General features: G+C 58.2%; 14 protein-coding genes. 3 read left to right on the forward strand and 11 right to left on the reverse strand.

The genetic code is table 11. The features are described 5' to 3' along the window. Both GSF67_RS08735 and ilvD read right to left on the reverse strand, forming a co-directional pair. On the reverse strand, positions 1 to 1,002 hold the full coding sequence (locus GSF67_RS08735; RefSeq protein ID WP_035215931.1) for a serine hydrolase: 1,002 nt from the start codon (positions 1,000 to 1,002) through the stop codon (positions 1 to 3). A gap of 434 nt (positions 1,003 to 1,436) precedes the next feature. Further along, positions 1,437 to 3,272 (reverse strand): dihydroxy-acid dehydratase, encoded by a 1,836-nt coding sequence (gene ilvD, locus GSF67_RS08740; RefSeq protein WP_035215829.1) that lies wholly within the window; start codon positions 3,270 to 3,272, stop codon positions 1,437 to 1,439. A gap of 308 nt (positions 3,273 to 3,580) precedes the next feature. Here ilvD and msrP point away from each other — a divergent pair, with 308 nt between their 5' ends. Beyond that, positions 3,581 to 4,522 (forward strand): protein-methionine-sulfoxide reductase catalytic subunit MsrP, encoded by a 942-nt coding sequence (msrP, locus tag GSF67_RS08745; RefSeq protein WP_006313989.1) that lies wholly within the window; start codon positions 3,581 to 3,583, stop codon positions 4,520 to 4,522. 2 nt (positions 4,523 to 4,524) lie between these two features. Further along, positions 4,525 to 5,172 (forward strand): protein-methionine-sulfoxide reductase heme-binding subunit MsrQ, encoded by a 648-nt coding sequence (gene msrQ / locus GSF67_RS08750; RefSeq protein ID WP_006313988.1) that lies wholly within the window; start codon positions 4,525 to 4,527, stop codon positions 5,170 to 5,172. Here the strand turns inward: msrQ and GSF67_RS08755 are convergent. Further along, positions 5,126 to 5,554: a DUF2809 domain-containing protein gene (locus GSF67_RS08755; RefSeq protein WP_006313987.1), complete on the reverse strand. Its 429-nt coding sequence runs from the start codon at positions 5,552 to 5,554 to the stop codon at positions 5,126 to 5,128. The two genes, msrQ and GSF67_RS08755, sit on opposite strands and share 47 nt — an antisense overlap. Positions 5,555 to 5,611: 57 nt before the next feature. Here GSF67_RS08755 and GSF67_RS08760 point away from each other — a divergent pair, with 57 nt between their 5' ends. Next, complete coding sequence (locus GSF67_RS08760) at positions 5,612 to 6,484, forward strand: DUF817 domain-containing protein (RefSeq protein ID WP_035215929.1); 873 nt, start codon at positions 5,612 to 5,614, stop codon at positions 6,482 to 6,484. 155 nt (positions 6,485 to 6,639) lie between these two features. Here the strand turns inward: GSF67_RS08760 and rplQ are convergent, their stop codons facing one another. The 8 genes from rplQ to rpmD all read right to left on the reverse strand — a co-directional run bounded on the left by rplQ (position 6,640) and on the right by rpmD (position 12,553). Further along, the gene (gene rplQ, locus GSF67_RS08765) at positions 6,640 to 7,065 is read right to left on the reverse strand and encodes a 50S ribosomal protein L17 (protein WP_006313985.1); all 426 of its coding nucleotides are present in this window, start codon (positions 7,063 to 7,065) and stop codon (positions 6,640 to 6,642) included. A gap of 118 nt (positions 7,066 to 7,183) precedes the next feature. Further along, a complete protein-coding gene (locus GSF67_RS08770) occupies positions 7,184 to 8,194 on the reverse strand; it encodes a DNA-directed RNA polymerase subunit alpha (RefSeq protein WP_003516121.1) in 1,011 nt (336 codons plus the stop codon). 195 nt (positions 8,195 to 8,389) lie between these two features. Further along, positions 8,390 to 8,779 (reverse strand): 30S ribosomal protein S11, encoded by a 390-nt coding sequence (rpsK, locus tag GSF67_RS08775; RefSeq protein WP_003495225.1) that lies wholly within the window; start codon positions 8,777 to 8,779, stop codon positions 8,390 to 8,392. Between the two features lie 138 nt (positions 8,780 to 8,917). Next, positions 8,918 to 9,286, reverse strand: coding sequence for a 30S ribosomal protein S13 (gene rpsM, locus GSF67_RS08780; protein ID WP_006313984.1), 369 nt, complete (start codon positions 9,284 to 9,286; stop codon positions 8,918 to 8,920). Between the two features lie 303 nt (positions 9,287 to 9,589). Continuing rightward, the gene (locus GSF67_RS08785) at positions 9,590 to 10,180 is read right to left on the reverse strand and encodes an adenylate kinase (RefSeq protein WP_006313983.1); all 591 of its coding nucleotides are present in this window, start codon (positions 10,178 to 10,180) and stop codon (positions 9,590 to 9,592) included. Continuing rightward, on the reverse strand, positions 10,177 to 11,517 hold the full coding sequence (secY, locus tag GSF67_RS08790; protein WP_006313982.1) for a preprotein translocase subunit SecY: 1,341 nt from the start codon (positions 11,515 to 11,517) through the stop codon (positions 10,177 to 10,179). Before secY ends, GSF67_RS08785 begins: the two co-directional genes overlap by 4 nt. A 333-nt stretch (positions 11,518 to 11,850) precedes the next feature. After that, positions 11,851 to 12,330 carry a 50S ribosomal protein L15 gene (rplO, locus tag GSF67_RS08795; protein WP_006313981.1) on the reverse strand — a complete coding sequence of 160 codons (480 nt, stop codon included), beginning with the start codon at positions 12,328 to 12,330 and terminating at the stop codon, positions 11,851 to 11,853. Between the two features lie 16 nt (positions 12,331 to 12,346). After that, entirely contained in the window at positions 12,347 to 12,553 is a 207-nt protein-coding gene (rpmD, locus tag GSF67_RS08800) for a 50S ribosomal protein L30 (protein WP_003495212.1), read from the reverse strand. Positions 12,554 to 12,559 lie beyond the last annotated feature (6 nt).

Raw genomic sequence — 12,559 nt, forward strand, 5'->3', positions numbered from 1 at the left:
TCACACCGCACGGATGATGTTTTCCATGAGGCCATGCAGCTGGTCGCGATACCCGGTTCTGGCCGACGGCGCATCCTCACGCGAGGTCATGACCACTGAAAGCCGTCTGGCGGGCACGATATAGAGCATCTGCCCGCCGTAACCCCAGGCGTAATAGACCGTCTCCCCCGCCATTTCCTTGATGAACCAGCAATAGCCGTAACCATCGCCGTTGAAGACGGAATTGGTGCGCTGCTGCCAGGACTGGCTGATCCATTCCTGAGAAATAAGCCGCTCACCATCAGGCGTCACGCCGCCAAGACGATAGAGCTCACCAAAGGCCAACAGGGAACGCGCCGTCATCGCCATCTGGTTGCCACCGAGATAGATGCCCTGCGGATCACGCTCCCAGCCGCCAATGGAGAACCCTTCCAGCGGGCGGAACCAGTCTCGGGCAAGAGAAAGCGTCGAGCGGCCGGATGCCTTCGTTAATATCGCCGAGAGCAGATGTGTGGAGGCCGTGGAATAAAGCATGCCGCCACCAGGCTCGCCCGCGAAACCGGACCCCAGCGCCATTCTTACCCAGTTGCGGCTGGCAACCCAGCGGCCATAATTCGGGCCGGACATGCGCTCCAGACCGGATTGCATGGAAAGAAGATTGCCCACGGTAATCCGCTCCAGCCGCGGATCGGGGTTAGGCGGAAAATCACCGCGCAGGATGGTCGCGATCGGCTGATCTGCGCCCTCAATGATCTTGCGATCGATCGCCATGCCCACCAGCGCCGAAATGACCGACTTCGACGCCGACTTGATATTGGTGGAACCGTTGAGGCTGGCACCATGATAAGCGCGGCTGGCGACTTCCTCGCCATCGATGCTGACAATCACCGCCTTGAGGCTGGAAAGTGCATCCGCCTGCCTCAGCAACGGATCGAAACGGATGTTGTTGCCGGCGCTTTGCGCGCGGGCCAGCGGAGCAAAAGGCAGCGAGGCGATGAGGGCGAGTGCGGTTCGTCTTTTCATGGTGATGAAGTTAGGCATCGCCGCGCTCTGGAAAAGGGTCGCTGGACGAACATCACTCCAATGTGACTGCTGGATAGGAAGCAGCCTGTAAGTAGTTTCGTATTTCCGATGGAAAAACAGAATGTTGAAGGCGGTAGAAGAATCACCCTGTGAGGCAATTGAATCTGTTTATGAGCTGGGCTTCACACCAAATTCAGACAGCAAAAAGCCGCCCCAAAGGGCGGCTGATCGAACAATTGCAGATCGCACATCACTCTCGACGTCATCCTCGGGCCTGTCCCAAGGATCTATCCACGTCGCGTCGTATCGGTCGGTTGCAGATGCTCGGGACAAGCCCGAGCATGACGGATGAGAGCTTTTCGGTTCTGGTCAGCAAGCTCCAGCCACAGCGCAAACGGGGCGGTTAATTAACTCCCACCCCACTCTGCGACAGCTTACTCCGGCAGTATCCGCACAGCACCCTTGTCCGCGCTTGACGCAAAGGCCGCATAGGCCTTCAGTGCCGTCGTGACATTGCGCTTGCGTGGTGCTTCCGGCTTCCAGCCCTTTTCTTCCTGCTCGGCCCGGCGCGCGGCTAGTTCCGCATCGGAAACCTTGAGGTTGATGGTACGGTTCGGAATATCGATCTCAATCAGGTCGCCCTGACGCACGAGGCCGATGGCGCCGCCCTGCGCCGCTTCCGGCGAGGCATGGCCGATGGATAGGCCTGACGTGCCACCGGAGAAGCGACCATCGGTGATGAGCGCGCAGGCTTTGCCGAGGCCCTTGGACTTGAGGTAGCTGGTCGGATAGAGCATTTCCTGCATGCCCGGGCCGCCCTTCGGTCCTTCATAGCGGATGACGACGACGTCGCCCGCCTTGACCTCGTTGCCGAGAATGCCCTTCACGGCCGCGTCCTGACTTTCGTAAACGACTGCCGATCCGTTGAATTTCAGGATGGATTCATCAACACCCGCCGTCTTCACGATGCAGCCATCAAGTGCGATGTTGCCGTAAAGCACGGCCAGACCGCCATCCTTGGAGAAAGGCTTCTCGACCGAACGAATGACGCCGTTGTCGCTGTCGGTGTCCAGATCATCCCAGCGCGAGGACTGGCTGAAGGCCACCTGTGTCGGTACGCCGCCCGGAGCGGCCTTGAAGAACTGCCGCACCGTTTCGCTGTTGGTGCGCGTGATGTCCCAGCGGTCGATGGCATCGCCAAGCGTCGCTTCGTGTACGGTATAGGTATCGCGGTTGATGAGACCGCCACGCTCCAGCTCACCGAGAATACGCATGATGCCGCCGGCGCGGTGCACGTCTTCCATGTGCACGTCCTGCTTGGCAGGCGCGACCTTGGAAAGGCAGGGAACCTTGCGGGAGAGCCGGTCGATGTCTTCCATGCCGAAATCGACGCCGCCCTCGTGGGCTGCGGCCAGAATATGCAGAACCGTGTTGGTGGAGCCGCCCATGGCAATATCCAGCGACATGGCGTTTTCAAATGCCGCCTTGTTGGCGATGGTGCGCGGCAGAACGGTCTCGTCGTCCTGCTCGTAATAACGGCGGGCCAGATCGACGATCAGGTGACCGGCTTCAACGAACAGGCGCTTGCGATCGGAGTGGGTGGCAAGCGTCGAGCCGTTGCCGGGCAATGACAGGCCGAGCGCCTCGGTCAGACAGTTCATGGAATTTGCCGTGAACATGCCGGAACAGGAACCGCAGGTCGGGCAGGCGGAACGCTCGATGATCTTGACATCCTCATCGGAAATCTTGTCATCGGCAGCAGCCACCATCGCATCGACCAGATCGAGCGCAACGGTCTTGCCGTGCAGAACCACCTTGCCCGCTTCCATTGGACCACCGGACACGAAAACGGCGGGAATGTTGAGGCGCATCGCGGCATTCAGCATGCCGGGCGTGATCTTGTCGCAGTTGGAAATGCAGACCATCGCATCGGCGCAATGGGCATTGACCATATATTCGACCGAGTCAGCGATGATCTCGCGCGATGGCAGCGAATAGAGCATGCCGTCATGGCCCATGGCGATGCCATCATCGACCGCAATCGTGTTGAATTCCTTGGCAACGCCGCCGGCCGCCTCGATTTCGCGGGCAACCAGCTGGCCGAGATCCTTCAGATGCACATGGCCCGGCACAAACTGCGTGAAGGAGTTGACCACCGCGATGATCGGCTTGCCGAAATCGCTGTCCTTCATGCCGGTGGCGCGCCAAAGGCCGCGCGCGCCCGCCATGTTGCGGCCGTGGGTTGTCGTTCTGGAGCGATAGGCTGGCATGGTGTTTTCCTCGATCTCTCGGCGAAGGCGTTTGTCCACAACACAGACAAACCGCCTTTCCCCATTTTGCAGTTTTTCTAGCGCAAACCGCACACGCTGTCACTGTCACCTTCAGGCAAAACAGTACGGTTCGGTACGGTACGCTTTCTATTCAGCGCCATCTTTAAAGGACACGCCATCACAAATGCGCGATTATCAGCGGTTCATCGTTGTTTTTCCGCAGAGTGCTGAAACATATCTGTGCAGCGACCGTATTGGCTATCATAATCGATTTATCGCCGATGCACCCGGCTTTTGTGGAGGTTTTTATGCCCGCTTATCGTCCGCCCCATATCGCGTCTTCAGAGATAACGCCCAAATCCTTCTACCTGTCCCGACGCAACTTCCTCGGAACGGCGGCTGGCCTTGCTGCCATAGGGCTGGCCGGACGCGAAGCCATTGCCGCACCACTCTCCGCCAAGCCCGGTGCATACAAGCTGGATGAGAAACTTACCCCGCTCGACGCCGTCACCAGCTACAATAATTTCTACGAATTCGGTGTCGGCAAGTCCGACCCGAAGGAAAATTCAGGCAAGTTCAAGCCAACGCCCTGGACTGTGAAGGTGGATGGCCTCGTTTCCAAGCCGCAGGAATTCGGTATCGAAGAGCTGATGAAATATCCGCTTGAGGAGCGCACCTATCGCATGCGCTGCGTTGAAGGCTGGTCGATGGTCATTCCCTGGATCGGTTTTCCGCTGTCTGCCCTGCTCGACAAGGTGGAGCCGCTTGGCAGCGCGAAATACGTGTCCTTCGAGACGGTCGTCCGCCCGGAGGAAATGCCCGGTCAGAGCGGCCTGTTCCAGCCTCTGTCCTGGCCCTATGTAGAAGGCCTGCGCCTCGATGAAGCCCGTCATCCGCTGACCATCCTCGCCGTCGGGCTTTACGGAGAAACCCTGCCGAACCAGAACGGCGCACCGATCCGGCTTGTCGTGCCGTGGAAATACGGTTTCAAAGGCATCAAATCCATCGTGCGGATTTCGCTTGTGGAAAAACAGCCGGAAACGACGTGGAAGAACTCCAACGCCCGCGAATATGGCTTCTATTCCAACGTCAATCCGCATGTGGACCATCCACGCTGGAGCCAGGCGACGGAACAGCGCATCGGCGAAGGAGGCTTTTTCGGCACGCAAAACCGCCCTACCCTGATGTTCAACGGTTATGACGACGTCGCGAGCCTCTATACCGGGCTGGATCTGAAAGCGAATTACTGATCATGGCCTTTGCCCTGTCGCTTCCGTCGCTGCCCAAGCGTTACCAGCCGGCGGCCATCTGGTCGCTGTATGTCATCGGCCTCTGTCCCGGCCTCTGGTATTTTTACCTCGCCGCAACCGGCGGCCTCGGCTTCAACCCGGTCAAGGATTTCGAGCACCTGCTCGGCATCTGGGCGCTGCGGTTTTTGTGCCTCGGCCTGTTGGTGACGCCGCTGCGCGATCTGTTCAATATCAACCTCATCGCCTATCGCCGGGCGCTGGGCTTGATCGCCTTTTATTATGTGCTCGCCCACTTCACCGTCTATCTGGTGCTGGATCGTGGCCTGATCCTCAGCTCCATCGCCGGCGACATTCTCAAACGCCCCTACATCATGCTCGGCATGGCGGGGCTCATCATGCTCATTCCGCTGGCGCTGACCTCTAACCGCTGGTCCATCCGCAAGCTCGGTAGTCGCTGGAACACACTGCACAAGCTCGTTTATCTCGTCCTCATCGTCGGCGTGCTGCATTTCGTGCTGGCCCGGAAATCGATCACGCTGGAGCCGGTATTTTATATCAGCACCATGGTTGTATTGCTGGGCTATCGGCTGGTGCGGCCCTCGATCATGACGATGAAGAGGAATAAGCGCGCAAGGCCCGTCCGGACGTAAAGGACGCCACCGCGATCCCGCCGATATAACAGACGATATTCCACACGGAGAAAACGCGGCCGAGCAGCAAAGCTCCGGCCGCCGTTGCGCGAAACGCGTCCAGCGCCGGGAAATGAACGAGCCGGATCAGTTCCACGACGACAACGACGACGACGGCGATGTGACCCTCATAGCCGTGCCAGCGGGACGGGAGGATGGCCGCAAGCAGCAGATAGACCATCGCCCCCCAGAGCACGGATCCGCCGTATTTCACCGCCACGAACGGCAATCCCACCTCGTAGCCGAACGCCCGTAAGCAAAGACCGCCAATGATCACCATCACGGCCGCCGCCAAAAGCCGGATGCGGGCAAAATAAGGCGGGGAAAGGCGTGACGGACCCATGCGAGTTCCTTCCGGTTTTCGTATGAAAATTTAATGGATGTAAATCGAGGCGCGAACATGAGCACAGCAACAGGCCCAGCCGCAACCCGCCTCTCGGTTTTGGACAATCTTCTGTGCGATACCTATCCTTGGGGCGAACTCAAGGGCATCAGGCGCTTTGTTATCGAATTTCTCTATTTCGGCATCAAGGAAGCCCGTGCCTGCCTGTTTGCGGGATTGTTCTTCATTTCCATCTTCGTGGTGCCGCATGGTGGGCTATTTGGCGTTCCGCGGTACGACGTGCTGCTGATCATCGCGCTCGGCATCCAGTTCTTCATGATCTGGAGCAGGCTGGAAACGCTTGACGAGGCCAAGGCCATCCTGCTGTTCCATATCGTCGGTTTCGCGCTTGAGGTGTTCAAGACGTCAAGCGCCATCCAGTCCTGGTCCTACCCCGATTTTGCCTATAGCAAGGTCCTCGGCGTGCCGCTCTTTTCCGGTTTCATGTACGCCGCCGTCGGCAGCTACATCATTCAGGCGTGGCGCCTGCTGGATGTGCGCATTCGCCATTATCCCACCTATTGGATGGCAACGCTGATCGGCATCGCCATCTACGCCAACTTCTTCACCCACCACTTTATCGGTGACTACCGCTGGTACATCGCCGCCTGCGCCATCGGCCTCTATTCCCGCGCAACGGTGGTCTATCGCCCCTATGACCGCGACCGAAAGATGCCGCTGCTTCTCTCATTCGTCCTTATAGGGTTTTTCGTCTGGCTGGCGGAAAACATCTCCACATTCTTCGGTATCTGGAAATACCCCGATCAGATCGGCGCCTGGTCCGTGGTGCATATCGGCAAGTGGAGTTCCTGGTCGCTGCTGGTCATCATGACGTTTACGATCGTCGCGCAGCTCAAGCACATCAAGGCCCGTATTCACGTTCCGGAGTGAGAGAAGTAGAACTTCAGCCGAGCGTCTGGCAGGCACGCCAAAGGATTTGCAGAGGTAGCACCTCGCCTGCTCAATTTCCCAATACCCAAACGCAAAAAAAGCCGGGCGATCTCTCACCCGGCTTTTTAACTTATGACGCCTGAAGGCGTCAGACCTTATGCGGCTTCGGCAGCAGCAGCTTCAGCGGCAACGCGAGCCTTGTCGGCTGCGCCCTTGGCGTCAACGTCGCGCTCGACGAATTCAACGACGGCGAGAGCCGCGTTGTCGCCCTGGCGGTAGCCGGCCTTCATGATACGCAGGTAGCCGCCATTGCGGGTTGCGTAACGCGAAGCGATCGCGTCGAACAGCTTGCGAACGGCGTCCTGATCCTTGATCTGCGAGATCGCCTGACGACGAGCGTGCAGGTCGCCGCGCTTGCCCAGCGTCACGAGACGCTCGACGATCGGACGGATTTCCTTCGCCTTCGGAAGGGTGGTGACGATCTGCTCATGGGTGATGAGCGAAGCAGCCATGTTGGCAAACATTGCCTTGCGGTGGCTGGCGGTTCTATTGAGCTTGCGGCCTGAATTACCGTGGCGCATTGCTATTCTCCTTCTACGCAGGTGCCTTCTTTAAGGCCTGCCGTTTCCTGGCACATGCAGATGACTTATCTGCTGTTTGACGGGGAAAGGCAGTCTTTAAGGTCTGCCTTCTTGTTTGTTAGTATTGGTCTTCGTAACGCTTGGCGAGATCTTCGATGTTCTCAGGCGGCCATGCCGGCACTTCCATGCCGAGGTGCAGACCCATGGAAGCGAGAACTTCCTTGATTTCGTTCAGCGACTTGCGACCAAAGTTCGGCGTGCGGAGCATTTCGGCTTCGGTCTTCTGGATCAGGTCGCCGATATAAACGATGTTGTCGTTCTTCAGGCAGTTTGCCGAACGAACGGACAGTTCGAGCTCGTCGACCTTCTTGAGAAGCGCCGGGTTGAACGCGAGTTCAGTAACCGATTCTTCTTCTGCTTCCTTCTGCGGCTCGTCGAAGTTGACGAAGACGCCCAGCTGGTCCTGAAGAATGCGAGCGGCGAAGGCAACGGCGTCTTCGCCGGAAACCGAACCGTTGGTCTCGATCGTCATGATCAGCTTGTCATAGTCGAGAACCTGACCTTCACGGGTGTTTTCCACCTTGTAGGACACTTTCTTGACCGGAGAATAGAGGCTGTCCACCGGAATGAGGCCGATAGGGGCATCTTCCGCGCGGTTGCGCTCAGCCGGTACGTAACCCTTGCCGTTGTTGACGGTGAATTCCATGCGGATTTCAGCGCCTTCATCGAGCGTGCAGATCACGTGGTCGGGGTTCAGGATCTCGATGTCGCCAACCGTCTGGATGTCACCAGCGGTTACCGAACCAGGACCCTGCTTGCGCACGACCATGCGCTTGGAATCGTCACCATCCATCTTGATGGCGATTTCCTTGATGTTGAGCACGATATCCGTCACATCTTCCCGAACGCCGGGGATGGAGGAGAATTCGTGCAGGACACCGTCGATCTGCACGGCCGTTACAGCGGCGCCACGCAGAGAAGACAACAGAACGCGGCGCAGCGCGTTGCCGAGGGTAAGACCGAAACCACGCTCCAGCGGCTCGGCAACCAGAGTTGCCTTGGTGCGGCTGGACGAGGTGAACTCGACCTTGTTCGGCTTGATAAGTTCCTGCCAGTTCTTCTGAATCATCTTTAAACCTTCCGTTCGCCGCCACCATCCAATCGTGACGGACCGAGCATGAAAACACCGAGAGGAACCTAATTCAGTGGTTCATCAGTGGGTTCTTGAGCGCAAGTCCGTCGATCGAAATCGACGCGCACACGCCAGATACACGAAAATTCCGCCAGACCGAAGGAAAGGCGGAATTTCCGAACCACGGTCGCGTCAGACGCGGCGCTTCTTGCGCGGACGGCAACCGTTGTGCGGGATCGGCGTCACGTCGCGAATGGAAGTGATCATGAAACCGGCAGCCTGCAGAGCGCGAAGTGCCGATTCACGACCGGAACCCGGACCGCAAACTTCGACTTCAAGCGACTTCATGCCGTGTTCCTGAGCCTTCTTCGCGCAATCTTCAGCAGCGATCTGGGCAGCGAACGGGGTCGACTTGCGCGAACCCTTGAAGCCCTTGGCACCAGCGGACGACCAGGCAATAGCATTGCCCTGTGCGTCGGTGATGGTGATCATCGTGTTGTTGAAGGTCGAATTGACGTGCGCGACGCCAGACGTGATATTTTTGCGTTCGCGACGACGGACGCGTGCGGCTTCCTTGGCCATTTTATACCTTTCATTGATCTCTTCACCGCCGTAACACCAGCGGCTACACCGGCAATCAGCTCGTAGCCGAGCTTTTCGCCAAACTCAGAAAGGCTGGCGCGGACTGCACCAGCCTCCCCTTTCCGGAGAACCGGAAAATTACTTCTTCTTACCAGCGATAGCCTTCGCCGGACCCTTGCGGGTGCGGGCGTTGGTGTGCGTGCGCTGACCGCGGACCGGAAGGCCACGACGGTGACGCAGGCCACGGTAGCAACCGAGGTCCATCAGACGCTTGATGTTCATCGAGGTCTCACGACGCAGGTCACCTTCGACCTGGTAGTCGCGGTCGATGGCTTCGCGGATCTGAAGAACTTCAGCATCCGTCAGCTGATGAACGCGCTTTTCAGCCGGAATACCGACCTTGTCCATGATTTCCTGCGCGAATTTCGGACCAATCCCGTGAATGTAGGTCAGCGCAATAACAACGCGCTTTGCAGTCGGGATGTTGACGCCAGCGATACGTGCCACGTCTTTTCTCCTTGGTTCCAGTTGCCATCCGGCAAGTGGTGATTCCATTCGAGCGGCCAACAAGACCGCCAGTTCAAATTGATGTCCGTGACAAGTCAAAACGACCGAACCCGGATCTCCCTTCCCTGAGGGAAATCCGCGCCAGTCGCTTGGGATGTCGCGAGTTGGCGCGGTGTTTAACGGAATCAGCGCAAAAAAGCAACCGGCTCCGCCAAGATTCTTTTGCGATCCAGAGGATCAGCCGTCATGCGGAAGCGCGATATGGGCAAGAACGCAACAGCGCCTGCCCATCCGCTCCGTCGATCAGGCAGAGGCTTTCTCGAGAACGCGCTCAATGGCCTCAGTGACGGCATCGACATCAGCCATGCCATCAAGCGTCACCAGCTCGCCCTGTTCGCTGTAATAGGCAGACAGCGGCGCGGTCTTTTCGCGATATTCTGTCAGACGCTTGCGGAAAGCTTCCGGATTGTCATCCGAGCGAACCGTGCCGCCGGCGGCAATGGTCTCAGCCACGCGGTTTTCGATTCGGCGAATCAACGCCTCTTCATCCACCTTCAGTTCGATGACGGCATCCAGGACCTGATTCTTCTTGCGCATATTGTCCGCAAGCGCCTTGGCCTGCGGAACGGTGCGCGGATAGCCGTCGAGAATAAAGCCCTTGGCACAGTCCGGTGCTTCGATGCGTTCGGAAACGATCTGATTGACGATATCGTCGGAAACGAGCCCGCCGGCGTCCATGACGGCTTTGGCGCGCTTGCCGATTTCGGTGCCCGCGCTGACCGCAGCGCGAAGCATGTCACCGGTGGAAAGCTGCGGGATCCCGTACTTGTCAGTCAGCCGCTTGGCCTGGGTTCCCTTGCCCGCACCCGGCGGACCCAAAAATATCAGTCTCATCGTCCCCTCTTTCCTCCACGCAACTTCGACTTCTTGATCAGACCTTCATATTGCTGGGCGATCAGGTGACCCTGAATCTGCGCAACCGTATCCAGAGTTACACTGACAACGATCAAAAGCGAAGTACCACCAAGGGCTAACGGAATGCCCGTACGTGCAATAAGTGTCTCAGGAAGGATACACACGAAGACCAGATAAATCGCGCCGACCACGGTAATGCGGGTCAGAACGTAATCGATGTACTCCGCGGTGCGCTCGCCCGGACGGATACCCGGAATGAAGCCACCATGCTTCTTGAGATTATCGGCTGTATCCTTCGGATTGAACACGATTGCCGTGTAGAAGAACGCGAAGAACGCGATCAGCAGACCGTAGAGCGCCATGAACAACGGCTGGCCGTGCTGCAGCGACGCGATGATCGAGGTCGCCCAGGTCGGCAGGTTGGTGTTACCGGCAAAACCTGCAGCCGTTGCCGGCAGAAGCAGCAGCGACGATGCGAAGATCGCGGGAATGACGCCGGCCGTGTTGAGCTTCAGCGGCAGGTGCGAGGTATCGCCCTGGAACATCCGGTTGCCGACCTGTCGCTTCGGATATTGTATGAGGAGACGGCGCTGGGCGCGCTCCACGAAGACGATGAGGGCAATGACGCCGATCGCCACGATGACAACCATCAGGATGAGCGGGGTCGACAGCGCGCCGGTGCGGCCAAGTTCCAGCGTGCCGGCCAGAGCCTTGGGCAGGCCTGCGGCAATGCCCGCGAAGATGATCAGCGAAATACCGTTGCCGATACCGCGCGAGGTGATCTGCTCGCCGAGCCACATCAGGAACATCGTACCGCCGAGCAGCGTGATGACGGTGGAAACGCGGAAGAACATGCCCGGATCGACCACGAGACCGTTGCCGCTTTCAAGGCCGACCGCAATGCCATAGGCCTGCAGCGTGCCGAGCAGCACCGTGCCGTAGCGGGTGTACTGGTTGATGATCTTGCGGCCGGCTTCGCCTTCCTTCTTCAACGCTTCGAGCGAGGGCACGACCGAGGTCATGAGCTGCACGATGATCGAAGCGGAGATGTAAGGCATGATGCCGAGGGCGAAGATCGCCATGCGTTCGACGGCGCCACCCGCAAACATGTTGAAAAGACCGAGAATACCGTTGGCTTGGCCACGGAAGGCCTGCGCATAGGCTTCTGGGTTCAGACCCGGAAGCGGAATGTGGGTGCCGAGACGGTAGACGAGAAGTGCGGCAAGAGTAAACCAGAGACGCTTTTTCAGATCCTCCGCCTTAGCGAAGGTCGAAAAATTCAGGTTCGAAGCCAGTTGTTCCGCTGCTGAAGCCATAAATTTCTCCGAATGACCCTTGCCGGCCAGCGAAACCGGCCAATGCGGAAAGGTCTAAAAATACCGGTTCAAAAACGGGCTTCGGACGAATACGGCTTTGCGCCGCCATCATGCCTCACCCTGTTTTTTTATGTCCTATCCCCTCCCCTAGGGAAGTTCAAGAACTGTGAGGCTCTCCCTGCGGCACTTTATGCCGCATGTGGCGCGCATAACAGCTGCACCGCGAAGAGTTTGCCACGATGCCACCATAAATCGATTTAAATCGACAGCACCATAAGCCAGGGAGCGCAAACGCCCGGGGCGACTATGCCCCGGGCGTCTGAAGTCTATATATTACTCGGAAGCTTCAACTGCAACTGCGAGAAGCTTGATAGAGCTGCCAGCCTTCTCAATCTTTTCGAGTGCAGGCTTGGAAGCGCCGGCAACTTCAAAAGCAACCTTGCTCGTCAGTTCGCCGTCAGCGAGAATGCGTACGCCGTCCTTGACGCGACGGATGACGCCGGCAGCCTTGAGAGCAGCAGCATCGATCGTTGCGGAAGCATCAAGCTTCTTGGCGTCGATGGCGGTCTGAATGCGGCCGAGCGACACAACAGCAAATTCGGAACCGAAAATGTTGTTAAAGCCACGCTTCGGCAGGCGACGGTAGATAGGCATCTGACCGCCTTCAAAACCGTTGATGGCGACGCCCGAACGAGCCTTCTGGCCCTTCACACCGCGACCACCGGTCTTGCCCTTGCCGGAACCGATACCGCGACCTACGCGGATACGGTCCTTGGAGGAGCCTTCGTTATCTCTGATTTCATTGAGTTTCATGATAGGTTACTCCGTCTCACTTCTCGTCAACGACGCGAACGAGATGCTGGACCGCACGGATCATGCCGCGAACCGCCGGAGTATCTTCCAGGGTGCGCTGACGATGCATCTTGTTGAGACCCAGACCGACCAGCGTCTGACGCTGGATTGCCGGGCGGCGAATAGGGCTGCCGATCTGTTCGACCGTGACAGTCTTCTTGGCTTCAGTAGTTTTCTTGGCCATGATCCA

This window comes from Agrobacterium sp. CGMCC 11546 (assembly GCF_013365515.1).
Classification (GTDB): Bacteria; Pseudomonadota; Alphaproteobacteria; order Rhizobiales; family Rhizobiaceae; genus Agrobacterium; species Agrobacterium fabrum.

What these genes read in the sequence shown, in the direction of transcription:
- GSF67_RS08760 (WP_035215929.1), top strand. Translation starts at nt 5,612, where the DNA reads ATGAGCACAGCAACAGGCCCAGCCGCAACCCGCCTCTCGGTTTTGGAC.
- rpsK (WP_003495225.1), bottom strand. Translation starts at nt 8,779, where the DNA reads ATGGCCAAGGAAGCCGCACGCGTCCGTCGTCGCGAACGCAAAAATATC.
- msrQ (WP_006313988.1), top strand. Translation starts at nt 4,525, where the DNA reads ATGGCCTTTGCCCTGTCGCTTCCGTCGCTGCCCAAGCGTTACCAGCCG.
- rplQ (WP_006313985.1), bottom strand. Translation starts at nt 7,065, where the DNA reads ATGCGCCACGGTAATTCAGGCCGCAAGCTCAATAGAACCGCCAGCCAC.
- GSF67_RS08735 (WP_035215931.1), bottom strand. Translation starts at nt 1,002, where the DNA reads ATGAAAAGACGAACCGCACTCGCCCTCATCGCCTCGCTGCCTTTTGCT.
- rpmD (WP_003495212.1), bottom strand. Translation starts at nt 12,553, where the DNA reads ATGGCCAAGAAAACTACTGAAGCCAAGAAGACTGTCACGGTCGAACAG.
- GSF67_RS08785 (WP_006313983.1), bottom strand. Translation starts at nt 10,180, where the DNA reads ATGAGACTGATATTTTTGGGTCCGCCGGGTGCGGGCAAGGGAACCCAG.
- rplO (WP_006313981.1), bottom strand. Translation starts at nt 12,330, where the DNA reads ATGAAACTCAATGAAATCAGAGATAACGAAGGCTCCTCCAAGGACCGT.
- secY (WP_006313982.1), bottom strand. Translation starts at nt 11,517, where the DNA reads ATGGCTTCAGCAGCGGAACAACTGGCTTCGAACCTGAATTTTTCGACC.
- msrP (WP_006313989.1), top strand. Translation starts at nt 3,581, where the DNA reads ATGCCCGCTTATCGTCCGCCCCATATCGCGTCTTCAGAGATAACGCCC.
- ilvD (WP_035215829.1), bottom strand. Translation starts at nt 3,272, where the DNA reads ATGCCAGCCTATCGCTCCAGAACGACAACCCACGGCCGCAACATGGCG.
- GSF67_RS08755 (WP_006313987.1), bottom strand. Translation starts at nt 5,554, where the DNA reads ATGGGTCCGTCACGCCTTTCCCCGCCTTATTTTGCCCGCATCCGGCTT.
- GSF67_RS08770 (WP_003516121.1), bottom strand. Translation starts at nt 8,194, where the DNA reads ATGATTCAGAAGAACTGGCAGGAACTTATCAAGCCGAACAAGGTCGAG.